The 24,160-nt window shown below is 73.6% G+C and carries 21 protein-coding genes and 1 pseudogene; 9 read left to right on the top strand and 13 right to left on the bottom strand.

What is annotated here, in order from left to right; genetic code table 11:
• Positions 1-80 precede the first annotated feature (80 nt).
• The 3 genes from ACGFI2_RS29780 to guaB form a co-directional block, all read right to left on the bottom strand.
• A complete protein-coding gene (locus ACGFI2_RS29780; RefSeq protein WP_393523297.1) occupies positions 81-1,475 on the bottom strand; it encodes a M1 family metallopeptidase in 1,395 nt (464 codons plus the stop codon).
• 61 nt (positions 1,476-1,536) lie between these two features.
• Positions 1,537-2,658, bottom strand: a complete 1,122-nt coding sequence (locus ACGFI2_RS29775) for a GuaB3 family IMP dehydrogenase-related protein (protein WP_393523295.1) — start codon at positions 2,656-2,658, stop codon at positions 1,537-1,539.
• A gap of 36 nt (positions 2,659-2,694) precedes the next feature.
• Positions 2,695-4,257: an IMP dehydrogenase gene (guaB, locus tag ACGFI2_RS29770; protein WP_393523292.1), complete on the bottom strand. Its 1,563-nt coding sequence runs from the start codon at positions 4,255-4,257 to the stop codon at positions 2,695-2,697.
• Between the two features lie 197 nt (positions 4,258-4,454).
• Between guaB and ACGFI2_RS29765 the strand changes: the two genes are divergently transcribed.
• A complete protein-coding gene (locus ACGFI2_RS29765) occupies positions 4,455-4,859 on the top strand; it encodes a DUF5319 domain-containing protein (protein WP_181570264.1) in 405 nt (134 codons plus the stop codon).
• 12 nt (positions 4,860-4,871) lie between these two features.
• Here ACGFI2_RS29765 and ACGFI2_RS29760 read toward each other — a convergent pair whose 3' ends face one another.
• Positions 4,872-5,684: a LuxR C-terminal-related transcriptional regulator gene (locus ACGFI2_RS29760; RefSeq protein WP_393523288.1), complete on the bottom strand. Its 813-nt coding sequence runs from the start codon at positions 5,682-5,684 to the stop codon at positions 4,872-4,874.
• A gap of 252 nt (positions 5,685-5,936) precedes the next feature.
• On the opposite strand from ACGFI2_RS29760, the gene ACGFI2_RS29755 reads away from it, so the two are divergent.
• Positions 5,937-6,320, top strand: a complete 384-nt coding sequence (locus ACGFI2_RS29755; protein ID WP_393523285.1) for a WhiB family transcriptional regulator — start codon at positions 5,937-5,939, stop codon at positions 6,318-6,320.
• A gap of 163 nt (positions 6,321-6,483) precedes the next feature.
• On the opposite strand, the gene ACGFI2_RS29750 is transcribed toward ACGFI2_RS29755, so the two are convergent.
• The 3 genes from ACGFI2_RS29750 to groES form a co-directional block, all read right to left on the bottom strand.
• Entirely contained in the window at positions 6,484-8,139 is a 1,656-nt protein-coding gene (locus ACGFI2_RS29750; protein ID WP_393523282.1) for a molybdopterin-dependent oxidoreductase, read from the bottom strand.
• A 124-nt stretch (positions 8,140-8,263) separates the two neighbouring features.
• Positions 8,264-9,910 carry a chaperonin GroEL gene (gene groL / locus ACGFI2_RS29745; protein ID WP_393523279.1) on the bottom strand — a complete coding sequence of 549 codons (1,647 nt, stop codon included), beginning with the start codon at positions 9,908-9,910 and terminating at the stop codon, positions 8,264-8,266.
• Between the two features lie 70 nt (positions 9,911-9,980).
• Positions 9,981-10,295, bottom strand: coding sequence for a co-chaperone GroES (gene groES, locus ACGFI2_RS29740; RefSeq protein WP_018222648.1), 315 nt, complete (start codon positions 10,293-10,295; stop codon positions 9,981-9,983).
• A 255-nt stretch (positions 10,296-10,550) separates the two neighbouring features.
• Between groES and ACGFI2_RS29735 the strand changes: the two genes are divergently transcribed.
• From ACGFI2_RS29735 to ACGFI2_RS29705, 7 genes are all read left to right on the top strand, one after another.
• Positions 10,551-11,783, top strand: a complete 1,233-nt coding sequence (locus ACGFI2_RS29735) for a methyltransferase domain-containing protein (RefSeq protein ID WP_393523276.1) — start codon at positions 10,551-10,553, stop codon at positions 11,781-11,783.
• 76 nt (positions 11,784-11,859) lie between these two features.
• Complete coding sequence (gene ybaK / locus ACGFI2_RS29730; RefSeq protein WP_393523273.1) at positions 11,860-12,339, top strand: Cys-tRNA(Pro) deacylase; 480 nt, start codon at positions 11,860-11,862, stop codon at positions 12,337-12,339.
• Positions 12,340-12,526: 187 nt separating this feature from the next.
• Entirely contained in the window at positions 12,527-13,630 is a 1,104-nt protein-coding gene (locus tag ACGFI2_RS29725; protein ID WP_393523271.1) for a sugar ABC transporter substrate-binding protein, read from the top strand.
• Between the two features lie 105 nt (positions 13,631-13,735).
• Positions 13,736-14,554, top strand: a complete 819-nt coding sequence (locus ACGFI2_RS29720; protein WP_393523268.1) for an ATP-binding cassette domain-containing protein — start codon at positions 13,736-13,738, stop codon at positions 14,552-14,554.
• Entirely contained in the window at positions 14,551-15,810 is a 1,260-nt protein-coding gene (locus ACGFI2_RS29715; protein WP_393523265.1) for a sugar ABC transporter permease, read from the top strand. Before ACGFI2_RS29720 ends, ACGFI2_RS29715 begins: the two co-directional genes overlap by 4 nt.
• A gap of 30 nt (positions 15,811-15,840) precedes the next feature.
• Entirely contained in the window at positions 15,841-17,016 is a 1,176-nt protein-coding gene (locus tag ACGFI2_RS29710) for an ROK family protein (protein ID WP_393523263.1), read from the top strand.
• A gap of 98 nt (positions 17,017-17,114) precedes the next feature.
• Positions 17,115-17,852 (top strand): DUF4142 domain-containing protein, encoded by a 738-nt coding sequence (locus ACGFI2_RS29705; protein WP_393523260.1) that lies wholly within the window; start codon positions 17,115-17,117, stop codon positions 17,850-17,852.
• Positions 17,853-17,920: 68 nt separating this feature from the next.
• On the opposite strand, the gene ACGFI2_RS29700 is transcribed toward ACGFI2_RS29705, so the two are convergent.
• The 6 genes and pseudogenes from ACGFI2_RS29700 to tsaB form a co-directional block, all read right to left on the bottom strand.
• On the bottom strand, positions 17,921-19,669 hold the full coding sequence (locus ACGFI2_RS29700; RefSeq protein ID WP_393523257.1) for an ABC transporter ATP-binding protein: 1,749 nt from the start codon (positions 19,667-19,669) through the stop codon (positions 17,921-17,923).
• Positions 19,666-21,372, bottom strand: coding sequence for an ABC transporter transmembrane domain-containing protein (locus ACGFI2_RS29695; protein ID WP_393523254.1), 1,707 nt, complete (start codon positions 21,370-21,372; stop codon positions 19,666-19,668). The genes ACGFI2_RS29700 and ACGFI2_RS29695 overlap by 4 nt, the downstream gene beginning before the upstream one ends.
• Before the next feature lie 82 nt (positions 21,373-21,454).
• Positions 21,455-21,709: a hypothetical protein gene (locus ACGFI2_RS29690; RefSeq protein ID WP_181570278.1), complete on the bottom strand. Its 255-nt coding sequence runs from the start codon at positions 21,707-21,709 to the stop codon at positions 21,455-21,457.
• Positions 21,710-22,773 (bottom strand): annotated as a pseudogene (tsaD, locus tag ACGFI2_RS29685) (tRNA (adenosine(37)-N6)-threonylcarbamoyltransferase complex transferase subunit TsaD); the annotation flags it as partial. It lies immediately after the preceding gene.
• Between the two features lie 5 nt (positions 22,774-22,778).
• Entirely contained in the window at positions 22,779-23,222 is a 444-nt protein-coding gene (gene rimI, locus ACGFI2_RS29680; RefSeq protein ID WP_393523251.1) for a ribosomal protein S18-alanine N-acetyltransferase, read from the bottom strand.
• Positions 23,219-23,956: a tRNA (adenosine(37)-N6)-threonylcarbamoyltransferase complex dimerization subunit type 1 TsaB gene (gene tsaB, locus ACGFI2_RS29675; RefSeq protein ID WP_393523335.1), complete on the bottom strand. Its 738-nt coding sequence runs from the start codon at positions 23,954-23,956 to the stop codon at positions 23,219-23,221. Before tsaB ends, rimI begins: the two co-directional genes overlap by 4 nt.
• Positions 23,957-24,160: the final 204 nt, after the last annotated feature.

Raw genomic sequence — 24,160 nt, 5'->3', positions numbered from 1 at the left:
CCTCCCGGGGCCCCGAACGGCGGCCCTGCCCACGGGCCATTCCGCCCGCGGCAGCCTACCGAGCGTCGATCACGTCCGCGTCACGGCAGGCCCGGCGGCGTCGCGCCGATCAGCCAGGCGTCCAGCAGCGCGCGCAGCGGCCGGCCGGCGGCCCGCTCCGCGTACCCGATGAAGTCCGCGGTGGTGGCGTTGCCGCCGCGGCGCTGCGCCAGCCACCCGCGCAGGACGCGGAAGAACGTCTCGTCGCCGAGCGCGCGGCGCAGCGCGTGCACCGCGAGCGCGCCCCGCTGGTAGACCGCGTCGCCGAACATCCCGGGCCGGCCCGGGTCGACCGTCGGCCTCGACCAGTCGGTGGCGGCGTAGCGGTCGGCGACGGTTCGCGCCACGGTCCGCCCGCCGTCGTGCTCGGCCCAGAGCCATTCGGCGTACGTGGCGAAGCCCTCGTTGAGCCAGATGTCGCTCCACCGGGCCACCGACACGCTGTCGCCGAACCACTGGTGGGCCAGCTCGTGCGCGACCACCTCGGTGTTCGGCCGGCCGCCGGCGAAGAAACCCGGCCCGTAGACCGGGCGGGTCTGGGTCTCCAGCGCGTACCGGATCCGGTCGTCGGCGACCGCCACGCCGCCGTACGCGTCGAACGGGTACGGCCCGAAGCGCGCGGCCAGGAAGTCGGCGACCTCGCCGGTGCGGGCCACCGACGCGGCGGCCGGCCCGTCCCCGGGCAACGCCGCGGCGACGGCGGTGACCAGCGGCTTGCCGGCGTGCGTGCCGGTGGTGACCCGGTAGTCGCCGATCACCAGCGTGGTCAGGTAGCTGGCCATCGGCGAGCGCTCCGACCAGCGCCAGGTGGTCCGTCCACCCGCGCTCGTCCGCCCCGTCGGGACACCGTTGGCGAGCGCGGCCAGCCCGTCCGGCACGGTGACCGCGACGTCGTAGGTGGCCTTGTCCGACGGGTGGTCGTTGACCGGGTACCAGGTGCTTGCCGACTCGGGCTGGCCGAGCGCGATCGCCCCGTCCGGCGTGTGGTGGAACCCGCCGTCACCCAGCTCGGCGACGGGCAGCGGCCGGGGTACCCCGCCGTACGCCACCTCGACGGTGAACCGTTTCCCGGCCGGCAGCCCGTGCGCCGGGGTGACGACCAGCTCGGCGTCGTCGTGGCGGTGCTTCGCCGGCTCGCCGTCGACCCGGACCCGGTCGACGGTGAGGCCGGCCAGGTCGAGCTGGAACCGCGACAGCGCCTGGGTGGCGGTGACGGTCAGCGTGGCCGTGCCGGTGAGCCGGTCGTCCGCCGGCTCGTAGCGGACGTCCAGCGCGTAGTGCCCGACGTCGTAGCCGCCGTTGCCGGCCCCCGGCACGTACGGGTCACCGGCGTCCGCGGCCCCGGGCCGGAACCCGCTGTCGTCGCCGCCCGTGCACCCGCCGACGGCGAGCGCCAGCGCCAGCACGCCCGCCGTCCACACCCGCCTGTGCGCCATCCCCCGACCCTAGGCGACCGGTCACCCAGGGTCGGCGGAGTCGCCGCGAAGCGGCGGCGCGTCAGGGTCGGTCCAGGACCAGGCCGACCTTCTGGAACTCCTTGAGGTCGCGGTAGCCGCACTTCGCCATCGCCCGGCGCAGGCCGCCGAACAGGTTGAGCTGGCCGTCCGGCTCGTCGGCGGGGCCGAACAGCAGCCGCTCCATCGAGCCGATCGGCTCGCCGGCCACCTCGAACGCGCCCCGGGGCAGCGACGGGTGGCTGGCCGCCGAGTGCCACCAGGCGCCACCGGCCGGCGCCTCCTCGCAGAGCGAGAGCGGCTCGCCGAGCATCACGGCGTCCGCGCCGCAGCCGAGCGCCTTGGCGATGTCGCCGGAGGTCTGCATGTCGCCGTCGGCGATCAGGTGCACGTACCGGCCACCGGTCTCGTCGAGGTAGTCGCGGCGGGCCGCGGCGGCGTCGGCGATGGCGGTGGCCATCGGCACCCGGATGCCGAGCACCGACTCGGTGGTCGACCAGTCGTCGCCGCCGATGCCCACGATCACGCCGGCCGCGCCGGTGCGCATCAGGTGCAGCGCGGTCTTGTAGTCGGTGCAGCCGCCGACGATGACCGGCAGGTCGAGGTCGGCGATGAACTCCTTGAGGTTCAGCGGCTCGTCGGTGGTGGAGACGTGCTCCGCGGAGACGAGCGTGCCCTGGATGACCAGGATGTCCACGCCGGCGTCGAGGATCACCGGGGCCAGCGCCAGGGTGTGCTGCGGCGAGACCCGGACGGCCACCGTGCCGCCGCCGGCCCGCAGCTCGCGGACCCGCTCGGCGATCAGTTCGGGGCGGATCGGCTCGGCGTAGACCTCCTGGAGGCGCTTGGTGGCCCGGGCGTCCTCGCCGAGGCCGGCCAGCTCCTCCAGGATCTTGGCCGGGTTCTCGTACCGGGTCCAGAGGCCCTCGACGTTGAGCACGCCGAGGCCGCCCAGCTCGCCGAGGCGCACCGCGGAGGCGGGGCTCATGGTCGCGTCCGAGGGGTGCGCGACGCAGGGGATGCCGAACGGGTACGCGTCGAGCTGCCACGCGGTGGAGACGTCTTCGACGTCCCGGGTGCGGCGGCTCGGCACGATGGCGATGTCGTCCAGGTGGTAACCGCGCTGCGCGGTCTTGCCCAGCCCGATCTCGACCACGTCACGCATGGGGACTCCAGGTGTGTTCGGGGGTGGAGGGAGAGGTCAGCGGGTGTGGTAGTTGGGCGCCTCGACGGTCATCTGGATGTCGTGCGGGTGGCTCTCCTTGAGCCCGGCCGCGGTGATCCGGATGAGCTGCCCACGCTCGTGCAGCTCGGCGATGCTCTCCGCGCCCGCGTAGCCCATGGCGAGTCGCAGGCCGCCGATGAGCTGGTGCGCGACCTGGGCGAGCGGGCCCCGGTAGGGCACCTGGCCCTCGACACCCTCGGGGACCAGCTTCTCGTCGTTGGTCACGTCCTGCTGGAAGTAGCGGTCCTTGGAGTAGGACTTGACCTGGCCGCGGGACTGCATCGCGCCGAGCGAGCCCATCCCCCGGTACGCCTTGTACTGCTTGCCGTTGATGAAGATCAGCTCGCCCGGGCTCTCCTCGCAACCGGCCAGCAGGCTGCCGAGCATCACCGTGTCGGCGCCGGCCACCAGCGCCTTGGCGATGTCGCCGGAGTATTGGATGCCGCCGTCACCGATCACCGGCACGCCGGCCGGGCGGGCGGCCCGGGCCGCCTCCATGATCGCGGTGATCTGCGGCACGCCCACCCCGGCCACGATCCGGGTGGTGCAGATGGCACCGGGGCCGACGCCCACCTTGACGCCGTCGGCGCCGGCCTCGACCAGCGCCCTCGCGCCCGCGTACGTGGCGATGTTGCCGCCCACGATGTCGATGGTCACGTCCCGCTTGAGCCGGGCGACCATCTCCAGCACGGCCCGCTGGTGGCCGTGCGCGGTGTCCACGATCAGCACGTCGACGCCGGCGTCGACGAGCGTGCGCGCCCGCTTGTACGAGTCCTCGCCCACGCCGATCGCGGCGGCGACCCGGAGCCGGCCCGCCTCGTCCTTGGTGGCGTCCGGGTACTGCTCGCTCTTGGTGAAGTCCTTGACCGTGATCAGGCCGCGCAGCTTGCCGGACTCGTCGACGATCGGCAGCTTCTCGACCTTGTGCCGGCGCAGCAGGGCGAGCGCGTCGTCCTTGCTCACCCCGACCGGCGCGGTGATCAGCGGGGTCCGGGTCATGATGTCGCGCACCGGCGTGGCCGGGTCGGAGACGAAGCGCATGTCGCGGTTGGTGACGATGCCGACCAGCTGCCCCTGGCCGTCGACCAGCGGGACGCCTGAGATGCGGTAGCGGCCGCAGAGCGCGTCGACGTCGCGGAGCGTGTCGTCCGGGCTGGCGGTCACCGGGTTGGTGATCATGCCGGACTCGGAGCGCTTCACCAGGTCGACCTGGAGCGCCTGGTCCTCCACGGAGAGGTTGCGGTGCAGCACGCCGATGCCGCCCTGGCGGGCCATGGCGATCGCCATCCGGCCCTCGGTGACGGTGTCCATCGCGCTGGAGAGCAGCGGCACGGTCAGCTCGATGTTGCGGGTGAGCCGGGTGCGGGTGTTGACCCGGCTGGGCACGACGTCCGACTCGCCCGGCTGCAGGAGCACGTCGTCGAAGGTCAGCCCGAGCGGCACCACCCGGGCGGAACCGGCCGGCAGCTCGGGCAGATGGCCGCCCAGCTCGCCGCCGTCGGAGCCGGTCGAGGTCTCGGTGCTGGGCGAATTCTCCACGATTGCTCCCCTGAGCTGGTCGAACGGGCTGCAGCGAGGTGGCGCGCGCGGGCACCGGCGCGCACCGGGGTGACGGCGCGTCGCCTCATCGTACCCACTGACCCGGTCGGCCCCGGGCAGCGGCGGGCCCAGGGTAGGCCGGGCCACAGCGCGGCCGGGGGCGGGCTTTCCGGCGGCTCGGGGTCTACGGTGAGAGGGTGCACGACGAGCCCATCGACCCGTTCAACGGCGACCCGGCCGATCCGGCTGCCGGCCTGCACGATTCCGGCGAGGAGGAGACACTCGACCCGCTGACCGAGGTCGAGCGGCAGGACGTCCTGGAGGATCTCGCCGATCTCGAGATCTACCAGGCCCTGCTCCAGCCGATCGGGGTGCGCGGCCTGGTCATCGAGTGCGAGGACTGCCGCGAGCCGCACTACTTCGACTGGGACCTGCTCCGGGGCAACCTGCGCCACCTGCTGAACTCGGGGCGTCCCCGGGTGCACGAGCCGGCCTACGATCCCGATCCCGACCACTACGTGAGCTGGGACTACGCCCGCGGCTACGCGGACGGCGTGCACGACACGCTCACCGAGGGCACGGACGACGCCGCGCAGGAATGATCCGGCCGCCGCTCAGGCGACCAGGCCGGCCCGGAAACCGGCCGCCACCGCGTGCGCCCGGTCGCGCGCGCCGAGCTTGCGGAACAGCCGCCGGGCGTGCGTCTTGACGGTGTCCTCGGAGACGAACAACTCCCGCCCGATCTCCGCGTTGCTCTTGCCCTCCGCCATGCCGAGCAGCACCTGAAGCTCACGCTCGGTGAGGCCGATCGCGCTGCGCGGCGTCCGCGCCGGTCGCTGGCCGGGGCCCGGTTGGGGTGTCTCCGCCCCCTCCGCCGCCGGGTCGTTGGCGTCCTCGCCCCGCTGCACCGGCACCACCGTGGGCAGGCCCGCGGCATCCACCGGCGCGGCCGGCCAGCCGGGCCCACCCGGGGTACGCCCCGGCGCGGTCGCCCGGGTCGGCCCGCCGACCGCCGCCGCGTCCCGGGCGGTGTCGGCCACCCGGTGCCGGTTGGCCCGCCCGGGGGCGGAGAGCAGCAGCAGCGCCTTCGCCACCGCGCTGGTCAGATCGTGGTCGGCGTTCTGGATCAGACCGCGGGCCCCGGCGCTGATGGTGGCCGCCGCCGACTCCGACTCCTCGACGCCGAGCAGCAGCACCGCGGCCTGCGGCGCGCGGGCGAGCACCCGCCGCACGAAGCCGGCGCTGTCCGGTCGGGTCAGGGCGGTGTCGGCAAGGACCACGTCGACCGGGCGCTCGGCGAGCCGCAGCATCACCTCGGGATCGGAGACGGCCGTCCGGACGACGCCGGACAGCCCGAGCCGCGCCGCCGCGGAGGTCAGATGCTGGGCCGCCAATGGTGTCCGTACGCATACAAGAACGCTACGCACTGTGGTCTCCTCTCCGACTCAGAGCAGACCACGTGCGGGTGTGCTCGGGAGGGGGTTCCGAGCAATCATCCGAACTTTTCCGACAGATGGGGCATATGCCGCTCGCTGTCCAAGGTTTTCGATCACAGATGTGTGAGCCGGGGACAGCTCGGGTACCGAGTTGTCCATCCGGAACCGGCATCCCGCGCGGACCGCCGCCCGGTAGCTGGCCACGAACATTCTCCGCGGTGCCGCGCGGGAGGAGGGGTGCTGATGTCGAACGTACGTAGGCTGCCTGGACCCATCGTCGACCTCTGGGACTGGCAGCGGCTCGGCGCTTGCCGGGGCCGCGACAGCGCCCAGTTCTTCCACCCGGACGGCGAGCGCGGCTCGTCCCGGCTGCGCCGCGAGACCGGCGCGAAGACGGTTTGCGGAGCCTGCCCGGTGCGCGCCGAGTGCGCCGCCCACGCCCTCGCCGTCCGCGAGCCGTACGGCGTCTGGGGCGGGTTCAGCGAGTCCGAGCGGCTGCGGCTGCTCGCCCTCGGCTGGGAGGACGCGGCCGACCGCCGGCAGTCCCGGGTGGACGTCGCCCGGCTCGAGGCCCGCCTCGGCCGGTCGCACAAGACCGCCGTCCCGGACCAGCGCAAGGTCGCCTGACCCTTCGCACCTCCCGACGCCGCGCCCCGAACCCCGGGGCGCGGCGTCGTGTATTCACGCTTCCCGGCACGGTCATCGAAGGCAGTCGCGGAAGGCTTGCCCAGCTGCTCGACCAGCTCACTTTCCGCCCCCGGCGTCAGGCGGGCAGGCGGGTCAGCGCGGGTCAGGCCACGGTGACCTTGACGGTGTGCCAGCCGGTCGCGCCGTCCGGGGCCACCGGGCTGCGCCGCTCCGGCTGCGTCTCACCTGTCGCGTCGGTGGCGCGTACCTGGAGGGTGTGCTCGCCGGGGGTGGCGTCCCAGCGCCAGGACCACTGGACCCAGGTGTCCGACGACACGGCCGGGGCGAGCGTCGCCTCCCGCCAGGGGCCGTCGTCGACGCGTACCTCGACGCGGCGGACGCCGCGGTGCTGCGCCCACGCCACACCGGCGACCGTCAGCGGGCCGGCCGCCGGGCGGCTGCGGGCACGAGGCGTGTCGATCCGGGACTGCGTCTTGACCGGGCCCTGGGCGGACCAGCCGCGCGGCACCCAGTACGCGTCGAAGTCGGCGAAACTGGTCAGCTCCAGCTCGGTCAGCCACTTGCACGCCGAGACGTAGCCGTAGAGGCCGGGCACCACCATCCGCACCGGGAAGCCGTGCTCCACCGGCAGCGGCTCGCCGTTCATCCCCACCGCGAGCAGCGCGTCCCGCCCGTCGCGCAGCACCGACGTGGGGGTGCCGCAGGTCCAGCCGTCGGCCGCGCGCCCGACCACCTGGTCCGCGCCCTCCTCCGGGCCGGCCTCGTCCAGCAGTTCCTTGATCGGCACGCCGAGCCAGCGGGCGTTGCCGATCAGGTCACCGCCCACCTCGTTGGAGACGCAGGCCAGCGTCACGTAGCGCTCCACCAACGGCCGGGCCAGCAGGTCGTCGAAGCTCAGCTCGATCGGGTTGCGGACCCGGCCGTGGATGCGCAGCGTCCAGGTGACCGGGTCCACCTGTGGCACCACAAGCGCGGTGTCGATCCGGTAGAACTCCCGGTTCGGGGTGACGTAGGGGGCGAGCCGGGGCAGGGACAGGTCCGCGCCGGCCGGCACCGGCGGGGCGGACGCCGCCGGGGCGGGCAACGTCACCGCCTCCCGGGCCGCCGAGACACCGCGCCGCCCGGCCAGCCAGTGCCCGCCGAGGCCGGCCACCGCCGCCGCGCCGGTCAGCAGGCCGGCGCCGCGCAGGAACCGGCGCCGCGACTCCTGGTCACCGCCCTCCGGCGGCTCCCAACCACCCGGGTTCTCCTCCTCGCCCGCCAGCGCGGCGACCGCCGGGGGCGGCGTGGGCCCGGGCCGGGATTCCGTCGCGGCGGCCGGTCCGGCGGTGCCGCCCGAGAACGGGGTGGCCGGGTCGCGGTCCGCGCGCAGCGGGCCGGCCACGAACGCCCAGAGCGTCAGCCCGCCGAGGCCGGCGCCGACCAGCGAGGGCAGCGCGTCGAACCCGTCCGCGCCGGCCCGGGTCAGCGCGGCGGTCACGCCGAGCGCGGCGAACGCGGCGATGCCGGCCAGGCCGAGCGCCAGCCGTCGGGCCGCGGCCAGGCCGAGCAGCGCCGCGAAACCGGCCAGCAGCAGCGCCGTGCCGACCAGCAGGGCGATCTTGTCGTACCTGCCGAAGACGTCGATGGCGAACTGCTTGAGCGGCTCGGGCACCAGGTCGACCACGAGGCCGCCGACGGCGATCAGCGGGGCGGACCGGGGGCCGGTCAGGACGGCCACCGGTTCGGCGACGCCGAGCGCCACCACGGCGGCGACGACACCGGACAGTGCCGCGTGGCGGCGGGAGATCGTGCTCACCCGGCCAAGTGTGGTCGACCGGTCGGGCCGGCCGCCAATCTTGTCAGCGTTCCGTAAGCGGATACGCGTCAGGGCACACCGCCGACTCGGCGATGTGCCCTGACGTCGGGCCGTACTCCTCGGGTCAGAAGCCCGGGCCGTGCTGGTGGCCGTGGCCGTGCGAGTGGCCGTGCCCGCCGGCGGCGGCCGGCTCCGGCTCGGCCGGCTTCTCCACCACGAGGCTCTCGGTGGTGAGCAGCAGGCCGGCGATCGAGGCGGCGTTGGAGACCGCGTTGCGGGTCACCTTCACCGGGTCGAGGATGCCGGCCTTGGCCAGGTCGACGTACTCGCCGGTGGCGGCGTCGAGGCCGGTGCCCCACTCCTTGCCGACGACCTTCTGCACCACCACGTAACCGTCGTGGCCGGCGTTCTGGGCGATCCAGCGCAGCGGCTCGACCAGCGCCTTGCGCACGATCGAGACACCGACCTTCTCCTCGCCGGTGAAGCCCAGGTCGTCGTCGAGCACCGGGAGGATCTGGGCCAGCGCGGCGCCGCCGCCCGGGACCGTGCCCTCCTCGACCGCGGCCTTGGTCGCGGCGATGGCGTCCTCGATGCGGTGCTTGCGCTCCTTCATCTCGACCTCGGTGGCCGCGCCGACCTTGATCACCGCGATGCCACCGGAGAGCTTCGCCAGCCGCTCGGACAGCTTCTCCCGGTCCCACTCGGAGTCCGAGGCCTCGATCTCCTTGCGGATCTGGGCGACCCGGTCGGCGACCTCGGTGGACTGGCCGCCACCGTCGACGACCGTGGTGTTCTCCTTGTCGACCACGACGCGACGGGCGGTGCCGAGCACCTCCAGGCCGACCTGGTCGAGCTTGTAGCCCAGCTCCGGGGCGACCAGCTCGGCGCCGGTCAGGACCGCCATGTCCTGCAGCATCGCCTTGCGGCGGTCGCCGAAACCGGGGGCCTTCACCGCGCAGACCTTGACGGTCTTGCGGATGGCGTTGACCACGAGCGTGGACAGGGCCTGGCCCTCGACGTCCTCGGCGATGATGAGCAGCGGCTTGTTGTTCTGGAGGACCTTCTCCAGCAACGGCAGCAGCTCCTCGATCGCCGAGATCTTCTGCGTGGTGATCAGGATGTACGGGTCCTCCAGGACCGACTCCTGCCCCTCCACGTCGGTGACGAAGTTCGGCGAGATGAAGCCCTTGTCGAACTGGAGACCCTCGGTCACCTCCAGCTCGGTGGTGAGCGCGGAGCCCTCCTCGACGGTGATCACACCGTCGCGGCCGACCCGCTCCATCGCCTCGGCGATCAGCTCGCCGATCGCGGCGTCCTGCGCGGAGACGGTCGCCACGTGCGCGATCGACTCCTTGCTGGCGACCTCGACGGCCTTGCCGAGCAGCGCCTCGGAGACCTTGGCGGCCGCCGCGTCGATGCCCCGCTTCAGGCCGATCGGGTTGGTGCCCGCGGCCACGTTGCGCAGGCCCTCGCGGACCATGGCCTGGGCCAGCACGGTCGCGGTGGTGGTCCCGTCGCCGGCGATGTCGTTGGTCTTGGTCGCCACCTCCTTGACCAGCTGCGCGCCGAGGTTCTCGTACGGGTTGGTGAGCTCGATCTCCTTGGCGATGGTCACGCCGTCGTTGGTGATCGTGGGCACACCGAACTTCTTGTCCAGGACGACGTTGCGCCCGCGGGGGCCGAGGGTGACCTTGACCGCGTCCGCGAGGGCGTTGACACCGTGCTCGAGCAGGTGCCGGGCGTCATCCGAGAAGCTCAGGATCTTTGCCATCAGTATCCCTTCGAAGCGACGTTGCCCCGGCCCGGCGAGCCGGACCGGGGCAACGACACTGATCGGTTGCTTACTTCTCGATGACCGCGAGGACGTCGCGGGCGGAGAGCACCAGGTACTCCTCGCCGGCGTACTTGACCTCGGTGCCGCCGTACTTCGAGTAGAGAACGGTGTCGCCGACCTTCACGTCGATCGGCACGCGGTTGCCCTTGTCGTCGATCCGGCCCGGGCCGACAGCGAGGACGGTGCCCTCCTGCGGCTTCTCCTTGGCGGTGTCGGGGATCACGATGCCCGAGGCGGTGGTGGTCTCGGCCTCGTTCGCCTGCACCACGATGCGGTCCTCGAGCGGCTTGATCGCAACCTTGGTCGCGGTAGTCACGGGCATACCCTCCTGGGGTACTTGGTGTCGTTACCGGTCGGCGTGCCGACCAGCGTCAATCTGCCACATGCCACCGGGCGGGGCCGTCGTCGCGGGTGCCGGTCCGCCTGGCGTTCAACCCCCGGACACCAGGGTCCGAAGGTTGGCACCCTCAGGGTGAGAGTGCTAATCGCAGGTTATTCCTCGGCTAGCACTCCGTCAAGGAGAGTGCCAGCCCCCGCCCACCGTGTCGCCCTCGGGACGGGTCGGGAGAATGGTCGGGTGGATCTCGACCAGCTCGACGCGCTGCGTACCCCCGAGGGGTCGGCCGCGCTCGCCGCGGCGGCGCGGGTGGCCGGCGGCGACCCGCTGGCGGCGGCGGCCGCGCTGCGCTCGGCCGGGATCCCGGGCGGGCTCGCCGCGGCGGCGCTGACCCAGGCGGAGCTGCGCCGGCGCGCGGCCGGCAAGTTCGGCGCGGCGGCGGCCGGGATGTTCCTCACCCGCGCCGGGCTGGAGCAGGCCACCCGCCGGGTGGTCGCCGACCGGCGGGCCGCCCGGTTGCGCGCCGCGGGCGTGACCAGACTCGCCGACCTCGGCTGCGGGCTGGGCGCCGACGCGCTCGCCGCGGCCCGCGCCGGCATCCGGGTGTACGGGGTGGAGGCCGACCCGGTGACCGCCGCGATGGCCGCCGCGAACGCCGAGGCGGCCGGGCTGGCCGAGCTGGTCACGATCGAGTGCGGCGACGCCACCGCGTTCGACGTGCGCCGGGTCGACGGCGCGTTCTGCGACCCGGCGCGGCGGCGGGCCGGCACCGGCCGGCGCATCTTCGACCCGAACGCCTACTCCCCGCCGTGGGATTTCGTCACCGGGCTGGCGGCGCGGGTGCCGCGCACCGTGGTCAAGGTGGCGCCCGGCCTGGACCACGCGCTGATCCCGGCCGGCGCCGAGGCGGAGTGGGTGAGCGTCGACGGCGACCTGGTGGAGGCCACGCTCTGGTGCGGCGACCTGGCCGGCGTTCCCCGCCGCGCCACCCTGCTGCGGAGCAAGGAAGGGCCCCCGGTTAACGCCTCCGGTAGAGGCGGGGCCCCTTCTTGTCACCTCACCGGCACCGGCGCGGACGAGGCGGAGGTGGGCGCGATCCGGCGGTTCCTGTACGACCCGGACCCGGCCGTGGTGCGCGCGCACCTGGTCGCGGAGCTGGCCGCCGACCTCGACGCCACGCTCGCCGACCCGTCGATCGCCTACCTCTACGCGGACGCGGCGCGTCCCACCCCGTTCGCCCGCTGCCTGGAGATCACCGACGTGCTGCCGTTCTCGCTGAAGCGGCTGCGCGCCCTGCTGCGGGAGCGCCGGGTCGGCCGGGTGGAGATCCTCAAGCGGGGGTCGGCGCTGGAGCCGGAGAAACTGCGCCGCGACCTGCGGCTGACCGGCGACGAGGGGGCCAGCCTGGTGCTGACCCGGGTGGCCGGCGCGCCCACCGTGCTGATCTGCCGCCCGGTGCCGGCCGCCGGGTGACCGCCGGTCGCCGGTCGGGCGCCGCGCGGCCCGTTCCGGCTCGCCGCACGGCGGCGCCCGGGTTAGCTTGACGGTCATGGCGGGACAGGGCACTCCGGCGACCGCGTTGCTGACCAGGCGGAAGATCGCGCACACCATCCACCCGTACGACGTCTCGCCGGACGCGCCGAACTACGGCGCGTTGGTCGCCGACGCCCTCGGGGTGCCACCGGAGCGGGTGTTCAAGTCGCTGGTCACCGAGGTCGATGGCCTGCTGACCGTGGCGGTGGTGCCGGTGACCGGGGAGTTGGACCTGAAGGCGCTGGCCGCGGCGGTCGGCGGCAAGCGGGCCGCGCTGGCCGACCGGGCGGTGGCGGAGCGGGCGACCGGATACGTGCGGGGCGGGATCAGCCCGCTCGGGCAGCGCAAGGCGCTGCCGACCGTGGTCGACGCGTCCGCGCCGACCCACCCCACGGTGTACGTCTCGGCCGGTCGCCGGGGCCTCCAGGTACAGCTCGCGCCGGCCGACCTGGTAGCCCTGACCGGGGCCGTGACCGCCCCGATCGCGGCCGGCTGACTCCGGCCGCTGGGAGCGTTTCCGCAGCCGGTGTCGGCCGGGTGACAACCGCGTTGCTGAATTGTTACCGCCGCCAACAAACTTCTGACCTCGGCACTCTTGCGGAGGGCGGGAAACGCGGAATACGTTGCCGGACACAACAAAACACCGAAAGCAACTCCCCCACCCCCCGAAAGGACCCGTGCACATGCGCAAGGGCTTCCTCACCTTCGCGGCCGTCGGTCTCCTCGCGACCGGCAGCATGGCCGCCTGCGGTGACAACGGCGATTCCTCCGACAAGGCCGGCGGTTCGAACGACAAGAAGCCGAAGATCGGCGTGATCCTGCCGGACAGCAAGTCCTCCGCCCGCTGGGAGGGCGCGGACCGCAAGTACCTCAAGGAGGCGTTCGACAAGGCCGGCGTCGAGTCCGACATCCAGAACGCGCAGAACGACAAGACCGCGTTCCAGACCATCGCCGACCAGATGATCACCAACGGCGTGAACGTGCTGATGATCGTCAACCTGGACTCCGGCACCGGCAAGGCCGTGCTCGACAAGGCCAAGTCGCAGGGCGTCGCCACCATCGACTACGACCGGCTGACCCTGGGCGGCTCCGCCCAGTACTACGTCAGCTTCGACAACGAGGCCGTCGGCAAGCTCCAGGGCGAGGGCCTGAGCAAGTGCCTGACCGACAAGGGCGCCAAGAACCCGTCGATCGCGTACCTGAACGGCTCGCCGACCGACAACAACGCCACCCTGTTCAAGAACGGGTACGACTCGGTGCTCAAGCCGAAGTTCGACTCGAAGGAATACACCAAGGTCGCCGACGACCCGGTGCCGGCGTGGGACAACGCGCAGGCCGCCACCATCTTCGAGCAGCAGCTGACCAAGGCCAACGGCAAGATCGACGGCGTGCTCGCCGCCAACGACGGCCTCGGCAACGCGGCCATCTCGGTGCTGAAGAAGAACAAGCTCAACGGCAAGGTCCCGGTGACCGGTCAGGACGCCACCAAGGAGGGCCTGCAGAACATCCTCGCCGGTGACCAGTGCATGACCGTCTACAAGGCGGTCAAGAAGGAGGCGGACGCCGCCTCCGAGCTGGCCATCGCGCTCGCCAAGGGCGAGAAGAAGGACACCGGCCAGACCGTCAAGGACCCGGAGGGCAACCGGGACGTGCCGGCCGTGCTGCTGGAGCCGAAGGCCATCTACAAGGACAGCGTCAAGGACGTCGTGGCCGACGGCTACGTCACCAAGGAAGAACTCTGCACCGGTGCGTTCGCGAAGCTCTGCACCGACGCCGGCGTGAGCTGACCCACCCCGCCTCAGGCGGCGCCGCCCGGCACGGGACCAGTCCGTGCCGGGCGGCGCCCACGCCGGACGGGATCCGAGACCTTCCTCCGCCCAAAGGAGACCCCCGTGTCCGCAAACCCCCTGCTGGAGCTACGCGGGATCGACAAGAGCTTCGGTCCCGTCCAGGTGCTGCGTGACGTCGCCTTCGCCGCGCACCCCGGCGAGGTGACCGCGCTTGTCGGCGACAACGGCGCCGGCAAGTCGACCCTGGTCAAGTGCATCAGCGGCATCTACCCCACCGAGGCCGGCGAGTTCCTCTTCGACGGCCGGCCGGTGAGCATCAACAGCCCCCGGGACGCCGCCGCGCTCGGGATCGAGGTCGTCTACCAGGACCTGGCGCTCTGCGACAACCTCGACATCGTGCAGAACATGTTCCTCGGCCGGGAGAAGCGCAGCGGCCTCGTGCTCGACGAGCCGACCATGGAGCAGATGGCCGCCGAGACGCTTGCCGGCCTCAGCGTCCGCACCGTCAAGTCGCTGCGCCAGCACGTCTCCAGCCTCTCCGGCGGGCAACGGCAGACGGTGGCCATCGCCAAGGCGGTGCTCTGGAACAGCCGGCTGGTCATCCTGGACGAGCCGACCGCCGCGCTCGGCGTCGCGCAGACCGCCCAGGTGCTGGAACTGGTCCGTCGGCTGGCGGACAAGGGCCTGGCCGTGGTGCTCATCTCGCACAACATGAACGACGTCTTCGCCGTCTCCGACCGGATCGCCGCGCTCTACCTCGGCCAGATGGTCGCCCAGGTGAAGACCACCGACATCACCCACTCGCAGGTGGTCGAGCTGATCACCGCCGGTCGCTCCGGCGACCTCGGCCTCACCAGCGAGCCGGGCAGCAACGGCACCGGCGCCGCGCCCGCCGACACCACCCCAGGAGCCGTCCGATGACCGCCACCGCCGTGAAGAAGGAAGGCCCGGCCAGCGTCACGCCGACGCCGACCGTGGGCAGCCACGTGAGCAACTACTGGCGGCGGGTACGCGGTGGCGACATCGGCGCCCTGCCCGCCGTGATCATGCTGCTCGTGCTCGCGGTGGGCTTCTCGATCGCCCGCCCGTCGTTCTTCACCGCCGGCAACCTGGCGAACCTCTTCACCCAGGGCGCGGCGGTCACGCTGATCGCGATGGGCCTGGTCTTCGTCCTGCTGCTCGGCGAGATCGACCTCTCCGCCGGCTTCGCCAGCGGCGTCTGCGCCGCGATCCTGGCCAACGTGGTGACCGTGCTCGGCTACCCCTGGTACGTGGCGACACTCGCCGCCGTCGTCACCGGCGTGGTCATCGGCGTCGTGCTCGGCATGCTGGTCGCGAAGGTCGGTATCCCCTCCTTCGTGGTGACGCTCGCCGGCTTCCTCGCCTTCCAGGGCGTCGTGCTGACGCTCATGGACGAGGGCGCCAACATCGCTGTCCGCGACGACGTGCTGGTCGCGATCGCCAACCGCAACATCTCCCCCGTGCTGGGCTGGGCGCTGGCCGCGCTCGCCGTCGCCGGATACGCGGCCGTGCAGCTGCTGCGGCACCGCAACCGGTCCGCGCGTGGCCTGCTCACCGACCCGATCGCGGTGGTCGCCGCGCGGATCGGCGGGCTCGCCGTGATCCTCGGTGTCGCGGTCTACGTGCTCAACCTGGAGCGCAGCCGCAACGTCCTGGTGGTCTCACTCAAGGGCGTGCCGATCGTGGTGCCGATCATCGCGCTGCTGCTGGTCGTCTGGACGTTCGTGCTCCAGCGCACCAGCTACGGCCGGCACATCTACGCGGTCGGCGGCAACGCCGAGGCGGCCCGCCGGGCCGGCATCAACGTGGACAAGATCCGCATCTCCGTCTTCGTCATCTGCTCCGGGATGGCCGCCATCGGCGGCATCGTGGCGGCCAGCCGGGCCAACTCGGTCGACCCCAACACCGGTGGCAGCAACGTGCTGCTCTACGCCGTCGGCGCGGCGGTGATCGGCGGCACCAGCCTCTTCGGCGGCAAGGGCCGGGTCCTCGACGCCGTGCTCGGTGGCGCGGTGATCGCGGTGATCGACAACGGTATGGGACTGATGGGATACAGCTCGGGCGTCAAGTACGTGGTCACCGGCGTGGTGCTGCTCGCCGCCGCCACCATCGACGCGCTGTCGCGACGGCGCGCCGCCGCCACCGGCGTGCGCTGACCCGGGCACGGACACACCATGGCAGTGGCAATGCGCGCGGGACCCAGTCAGGACGAGATCCGCCGGCAGAACCTGGGCGCATTGCTCCGCTACGTGCACGTGCACGGCGCCACCACGCGCGCGGAGCTGACCACCGCGCTCGGGCTCAACCGCAGCACCATCGGCGCGCTGACCGCCGACCTGGCCGGCGCCGGTCTGGTCAGCGAGGGGACGCCGAAGGAGACCGGCCGGGCCGGACGACCGTCACTTGTCGTCCGGCCCGAGTCGGGACGGGTGTACGCGTACGCGTACAGCGTGGAGGTGGACCGGCTGCGGGCCGCGAGGGTCGGGCTCGGCGGCGAGGTGCTCGACCGCCGCGAGCTGGACCGGCCGCGCAACCTGGTCGCCGGGGAGGCCGCCCCGCTGCTGGCCGGCGCGGTCAAGGAGATGCACCACGCGGTGCCGCCGGACTCGCTGTGCGTGGGCGCGGGGGTGGCGGTGTGCGGCATGGTCCGCCGCGACGACGGGCTGGTGCGGCTCAGCCCGACCACCGGTTGGGTGGACGAGCCGATCGGCGCGGCGCTCGCCGCCGAGCTGGGCATCGACGTACCGATCACGGTGGGCAACGTGGCCGACGTGGCCGCCTTCGCCGAGCACGCCCGCGGCGCGGCCAACGGCTGCGACAACGTCATCTACCTGTACGGCGACGTCGGCGTGGGCGCCGGCATCATCGCCGGCGGGCGGCGGCTGACCGGGCACGGCGGTTACGGCGGCGAGGTCGGCCACATGGTGGTGGTCCGCGACGGTGCGCGCTGCGACTGCGGCCGGCGCGGCTGCTGGGAGACCGAGATCGGCGAGCACGGGCTGCTGCGCGCCGCCGGCCGCGCCGAGGAGCGCGGCCGGGACGCGCTGCTCGCCGTCTTCGACGCCGCCGACCGTGGGGACGCCCGCGCGCAGAGCGCGGTACGGCAGGCCGGTGACTGGCTCGGCTTCGGCGTGGCCAATCTGGTCAACATCTTCAACCCGGAGATGGTCATCTTCGGCGGCACCATGCGCGACCTCTACCTGGCCGCCGCCGCCCAGGTGCGCAGTCGGCTCAACCGCAACGGCCTGCCCGCCTGCCTGGAGCATGTGCGGCTGCGTACCCCGGAACTCGGCGACGACGCTGCGCTTGTGGGCGCCGCCGAGCTGGCCTTCGAACGTCTCCTGGCCGACCCGCTGAACTGATCGGCCCGGTGATCCGTACCAGTGTGCGGACGGGCGGCCGGTGGGCACGGCCGTCCATGACCCCGCGTAGCGGTCCGGATCGAGGAGGCAACCCAACCATGGCATCGCTGGAATCCGCACGTCGCCGGCTGGCGCACCGGGTGACCCTGCTGCTCGTCGCGATCGGCGCGGGGATCGGCGTTCTTCCCGGCGCGGCTCAGGCCGCACCCAACCCGGGCGTGCAGATGAACGCCGCCGACATGACGCTGCTCAACGGCGTACGGCTGGCCGGGCTGTGGGAGATGCCGGCCGGGACGATGGCCGCCGAGAAGGGCCAGTCCCCCCGGGTACGGGAGATCGGGGCGGAGATCGCCCGCCAGCACGGCGTGCTGGACCAGTTGGTGGTCGAGGCGGCCAACAAGCTGGGCGCGGTCCTGCCGACGGATCCGACGACCGAGCAGAAGGGGTGGCTGACCGAGATGCAGAACGCCACCGGCGCCCGGTTCGACCAGATCTTCGTGACCCGGCTCCGGGTCGCCCACGGCAAGATCTTCCCGGTGATCGGAGCGGTACGGGCCAGCACCCGGGACCCGATCGTGCGCAAGCTCGCCGAGGACGCGAACAAGTTCGTCAACGACCACATGACCATGCTGGAGAGCACCGGGCTGGTCCGCTGGCAGCAGCTGCCGCCGGCCGCGCTGCCGGCCGCGCAGAGCGACTCGCTGGTCGCCGCCGCACAGGCCAACGTGGGCAACACCAGCGGGCTCCAGGTCGGCACCGGCGTGGTGTGGGCGGTGTTCCTGCTCGCGCTGGGCACCGGCGGGTACGCGACCTGGCGGTTGATGCGCCGCTCCTGAGCTGAGCTGTTGTTAACAGGGGGCCCCGGTACAACGCCAGGCGTTAACCGGGGCCCCCTCCTTACATCTCAGCCGTGCCAGGAGCGCCAGAGCGCGGCGTACGAGCCGCCGGCCGCCACCAGCTCGTCGTGCGAGCCCAGCTCCACGATCCGGCCGTCGGACACCACCGCCACCCGGTCCGCGTCGTGCGCGGAGAAGAGCCGGTGCGCGATGGCGATGACGGTCCGGCCGTGCAGCACCGCGGCCAGCGAGCGCTCCAGGGCCCGGGCGGCCCGCGGGTCGATCAGCGAGGTGGCCTCGTCCAGCACCAGCGTGTGCGGGTCGGCCAGCACCAGCCGGGCCAGCGCGAGCTGCTGCGCCTGCGCCGGGGTCAGCGGGTGCCCGCCCGCGCCGACCACTGTGTCCAGGCCATCCGGCAACGCCTGCGCCCAGTCCGACGCGTCGACCGCGGCCAACGCGGCGCGCACCTCCGCCGGCCCGGCGGCCGGCCGGACCATCGCCACGTTGTCGGCGAGCGTGCCGATGAACACGTGGTGCTCCTGGCTGACCAGCGCGACGTGGGTCCGCAGCTCGTCCAGGGGCAGCCCGTCGAGCGGCCGGCCGTCCACGGTCACCGCGCCGGCGGTCGGGGTGTGCACGCCGGCCAGCAGCCGGCCCAGCGTGGACTTGCCGGCACCGGACGGACCGACCATGGCCAGCCGTTCCCCGGGCCGGGGCACCAGCGTCACGCCGTGCAGCACGTCGTGTCCCGTCCGGTACGCGTACCGGACGTCGTGCGCGGCCAGTCGACTGTCGGCGTCGCGCCGGCCCGCGCCGGTGGGCGCCGGGGGCCGCTCGTCCTTCGCCACGGCCACGCCGAGCAGCCGGGCCAGCGAGGCGCCGCCGACCTGGAACTCGTCCAGCCAGCCGAGCAGCCGCTCGATCGGGTCGGTGAGCTGCTGGGCGTAGAGCGTGGCGGCGGTGACCTGGCCGAGGCTGGCCCAGCCCTTCAGGTGGAACCAGCCGCCGATCAGCAGGGTGGCCACCATCGGCACCAGGTAGCCGAACTCGGCCACCGGCCAGAACACGGTCCGCAGGTGGAGCGTGTAGCGCTCGGCCGCGTACGACCGCTCGATGTCGGTGTCGCCCCGGGCCCGGCGGCGGGCCGCCTGGCGCAGCGCCTCGGTGGTCCGCGCCCCGTCGACCGTCTCGCTGATCCCGTCGGTGATGTCCGAGTAGGCGGCGTTCTCCCGCAGGTAGCCCTGTGGCGCGCGGCGCAGGTACCACCGGGTGCCGGCCCAGAGCACCGGCACCGCGAGCAGGCTGGGCAGCGCCAGCAGCGGCCCGGTCAGCGCCAGCGCGCCGAGGATCAGCAGCACGGTGAGGGCCGCGATCAGCGTCTCCGGCCCGGCGAAGCGGACCGTCCTCGACAGCGCGGAGACGTCCCGGGAGGTGCGGGTGAGCAGGTCACCGGTGCCGGCCCGCTCCACCGTGGACAGCGGCAGCGCGAGCACCCGGTCGACGAACTCCTCGCGCAGCTCGGCCAGGATCCGCTCGCCGAGCCGGGCCGAGGCCAGGTGCGCGAAGCGGACCAGCACCGACTGCACCACCACGAACGCGGCGATCGCCGCGACCACCCGGTCCACGGTCGTCGCGCCGACGCGTTGGGAGATGCCCTCGACCAGGTCGCCGAGGAGGCGCGGGGTGACCAGCCCGGCCGCCGCGGCCAACGCGTGCAGGCCGAGCACGGCGGCCAGGCCGCGCGGGTGCCGCCGGATCAGCTCCCGCACGTACCGGCGTACCCGCGCGCCGTCGGCGACGGGTAGCGCGTTGCTCATCGGTCCTCCTCCCGGCTCACCGTGGCCGCGTACCGGGGCTCGGTGGCGAGCAGTTCCTCGTGCCGGCCCTCGGCGACGACCTTGCCGTCCTCCACGAAGACCACGTGCTCGGCCCGGCCGAGCATCAGCGGGCTGGTGGTGCAGACCAGCGTGGTGCGACCGCGTCGGGCCGCGCCCAGCCGGTCGGCGACGTGCGCCTCGGTGTGCGCGTCCACGGCGCTGGTCGGCTCGACCAGGATCAGCGTCTCCGGGTCGGCGACCAGGGCGCGGGCCAGCCGCAGCCGCTGCCGCTGCCCGCCGGAGAACTCCCGGCCGCGTTCGGCGACCGCGCCGTCCAGGCCGCCGGGCAGTGCCTCGACGACGTCCGTCGCGCTCGCCGCGGCCAGCGCCGCCTCGACCGCGGCCCGGTCGGCCCGGTCGTGCGGGTCCAGCTCCGTGCGGAGCACGCCGCTGAACAGCTGCGCGTCGTTGTCGGCCACCAGGATCCGCTCCCGCACCGTCGCCAGCGCCACGTCCCGCAGCGGTACGCCGTGCAGCGTCACGTCCCCGTCGACGTACCGGCCGAGCCGGTCGGCGATCTCGGCGGCGTCCTGCGGCGCGGTGGCGGCCAGCGCGGTGAGCCGGCCCGGCCGCAGCACCAGCCCGGAGCGCACGTCCACCAGCTCCCCCGGCCCGTCGGGCACCGGCACCGGGCGGGCCGGGTCGGTGAACTCCGGCGCGAGCCGGAGCAGCCGGACCACCCGACGGGCCGCGACGTGCCCCCGGGTCAGCTTGTCGGCCGCCTCGGTGAGGTTGCGCAGCGGGCTGACCAGGAACGCGGTGTAGCCGTAGAAGGAAACCAGCTGACCGGCGGTGATCTCGCCGCGCAACGCGAACCGGGCGCCGAGCCAGGTCACCAGCACCACGAAGACGCCCGGCAGCAGGATCTGCGCGGCCTGGAGCAGCGACTCCACCCGGGCCACCCGCAGGCCGTCCGCGCGCAACGCCTGCGACCGTTCCCGGTAGCGGGCGGCCAGCACCGGCTCCCCGCCCACCCCGCGCAGCACCCGCAGGCCGGAGACGATGTCCGCGGCCCGGGCGGTGAGCCGGCCGGTCGACTCCCGGTAGGCCGCCTGCTGCCGGTGCAGCGGCCGGATCAACAGCCCCACCAGCGCCATCAGCAGCGGCACCCCGAGCACCACCACGAGGCCGAGCGGCAGGGAGGCGTCGAGCAGGATCACCGCGACCGCGACGATGCCGACCACGGCCCCGGCGCCCCGGGCGGTGATGTCGACCGCGCTGCCGATGTGCTCGATGTCGGACGTGCCGATGCTCACCACCTCGCCGGCGGCGACCCGACGCGGCAGCGCGGCGCCGAGCCGGTTGGTGGCGTCCACGGTGACCTGCACCGTGCGGTACGCGGCGCCCAGCCAGTTGTGCACCGCGCAGCGGTGCCGCAGGATGCCGGCGCCGGCCTGGACCAGGCCCAGCCCGAGCAGGACCAGGGCCCAGAGCAGCAGCGCGTCCGGGTCGCGCCGGGCCAGCCCGGCCTCCACCGCCCGCCCGATCGCGGCCGGCACCAGCGCCTGGGCCAGCATCCAGATCACGCCGAGGGTGAGGCCGCCGCCGAAGTACACGGGATGTCGCCCGGCGAGCCACACCAGGTAACGGGTGGCGGACCGCGCGTCGGGGGTGCCGGGATCGCCGGCCGGTGAGAAGCGCATGACCCACCGACGCTAGGTGGCGGAGCCGAGCGGACGCCAACCAATTCCGGCCCCCGTGCCGGCCCGTCCCGGGGCGACGGCCCTAGCGGTCGACCTCGGTGAAGTCCCAGCTGTGCGGCGGCCGGGCGACCAGGCGCATGGGTGGCTCGGGGAGGTCCCGCGGGTTGTTCCGCCACTTGGAGATGACCACCAGCCGGTGGTCGGTGGAGGAGAACACCTCGCTGGCCACGTGCATCGGGTCGTGCTCGAACTCGGGCAGCGCGGTCTCGCAGACCCAGGTGATCAGGTCGGCGAAGCCGTACGGCTCGGCCTTCGCCTCCCACATCCGGACGATCATGTCGGTCTCCTCCCCGGTCAGACGCTGACCACGGTCAGCGGCATCGCGGAGTCGGCCGGCAGGTCCAGTCGGCTCGGGGCGACGCCCGCAGCGACCAGATGCGAGCCGAGCGCCGCCACCATCGCGCCGTTGTCCGTGCAGAGCTTCGGCCGGGGCGTACGCACCCGGACGCCGTGCTTCTCGGCCCGCTGCTCGGCCATCGCCCGCAGTCGCGAGTTGGCCGCCACCCCGCCGCCGATCACCAGCGTGTCGATCCCGCTGCCGCGGCAGGCGTCCAGCGCCTTGCCGACCAGCACGTCGCAGACCGCCTCCTGGAAGGACGCCGCCACGTCGGCCACCGGCACCGGCTCGCCGGCCCGCTGCCGCGCCTCCACCCAGCGGGCCACCGCCGTCTTCAGGCCGGAGAAGGAGAAGTCGTACCGGTGCGCGGCCAGGTCCTTCGCGGCGGTCAGCCCGCGCGGGAACGCGATCGAGGCCGGGTCCCCGGCCCGGGCCTCCCGATCGATGTACGGCCCGCCGGGGAACGGCAGCCCGAGCAGCCGGGCCACCTTGTCGAACGCCTCCCCGGCCGCGTCGTCGATGGTGGCGCCGAGCGGGACGACGCCCCGGGCCAGGTCGTCGACGCGCAGCAGCGAGGAGTGGCCGCCGGAGACCAGCAGCGCGATCGCCGGCTCGGGCAGCGGCCCGTGTTCCAGCGTGTCCACGGCCACGTGTGCGGCCAGGTGGTTCACCCCGTACACCGGCTTCTCCGCGGCCACCGCGTACCCCTTGGCGGCGGCGACGCCGACGAGCAGCGCGCCGGCCAGGCCGGGCCCGGAGGTCACCGCGATGGCGTCGACGTCCGCGATGGTGACGCCGGCTTCCCGCAGCGCCCGCTCCATGGTCGGCACGATCGCCTCCAGGTGGGCCCGGCTGGCCACCTCGGGCACCACGCCGCCGAACCGGGCGTGTTCCTCGACGCTGGAGGCCAGCGCGTCGGCGAGCAGCGTGTGCCCGCGCACGATGCCCACCCCGGTCTCGTCGCAGGAGGTCTCGATGCCGAGGATCAGTGGTTCGTCAGCCATGCCCGTCAGTCCTCGTTGCGCTGCATGACCAGCGCGTCGGTGTTGCTCGGTTGGTAGTAGCCGCGCCGCACGCCGATCGGCTCGAAGCCGTAGGTGGCGTAGAGGCGCTGCGCCGGCGCGTTGTCCGCGGCGACCTCCAGCAGCGTGCTGCGGACACCGCGCCGGGCCGCCTCGGCGAGCAGCGCCTCCAGCAGCAGGCGGCCGACCCCCCGGCGCTGGGCGTCCCGGCGGACCGCGATGTTCTGCACCCACGCCTCGTCGGGCGGGGACACGGCCAGCCCGGCGTAGCCGGCCACGCTGCCGTCGTCGTCGGTGGCGACCAGATAGAAGTGCCCGTTGGCGAGCTCGTTCCAGAACATCCCCGGGGACCACCGCTCGGCGCCGAACAGGTCCGCCTCGATGGGCAGCACCTCGTCGACGTGCCACCAGCGGAACCGACCCAGCCTCATCGCAGGACCGGCTTGTGGCTGGTGGCCGCCACCGCGTCCGGGCGGCGCAGGTAGAGCGGGGTGAGCGGCTCGCCCGGACCGCCCGCGCGGATCCGCGCCGCGGCGAGACCGGCCAGCGCCAGCGGGTCCGGATACCGCGGCTCGTCCCGCACCGGCAGCCCGAGCACGTCCGCGTACCGATGTGCGCCGTCGCCGACCGCGACGGTGACCGCCAGGTCCCGGGCGCGCTCGGCGGCGACCGCCGGGGCGGCCACGTCCGGCCCGGCGAGGCGCCGGCCGGCGCCGTCGTAGACGGCCCAGTAGACCTCGCGGCGCCGCGCATCGCTCGCCACCAGCACCGTCCCGCCGGCGCCCGCCGCCCGGCCCGGGTCCGCCGGCCCGCCCGCGTCCGCGTCCGGCCGCCGGCCCGGGGCCGCCGGCTGGGCGAGGCCGTCCAGCGAGCAGACGCCGTACGTGGGGACGTTGAGCACCTGGCCCATGGTCGCGGCGGTGACCAGGCCGACCCGCAGCCCGGTGAACGGGCCGGGGCCGAGCCCGGCGACGATCGCGGCCAGGTCGGCGGGGCGCGCGCCGATGTCGGCGAGCACGGCGTCGACCTGCGGCGCGAGCAGCTCGCCGTGAGCCCGGGCGTCGACCGTGCACCGGGACGCGCGGAGCGCGACGCCGTCCGCCGAGACCTCGACCAGCGCCGCGGTCACCGCGGGCGTCGAGGAGTCCACCACCAGTACGAGCACGGTGAACCAGCCTAGCCGCCTGTCGATGAGCGCCTCCCACCCCATGCCATCACCCTCCGTAGCGCTCGGACACCAGACATCACTTTCCAGCGGTATACCTCTCGGTCATAAATATGGGTCTTGTGATGGATGTGTGGGTCATCGGTTGGGGAGTTGGGGGCGGTGACCGCCGAGGTTGAGCATGGCCAGGGCGATGAGGGCGTC

The organism is Micromonospora sp. NPDC049282, assembly GCF_043197045.1.
GTDB lineage: Bacteria > Actinomycetota > Actinomycetes > Mycobacteriales > Micromonosporaceae > Micromonospora.
This window is presented reverse-complemented; position numbering and strand designations above follow the sequence as displayed.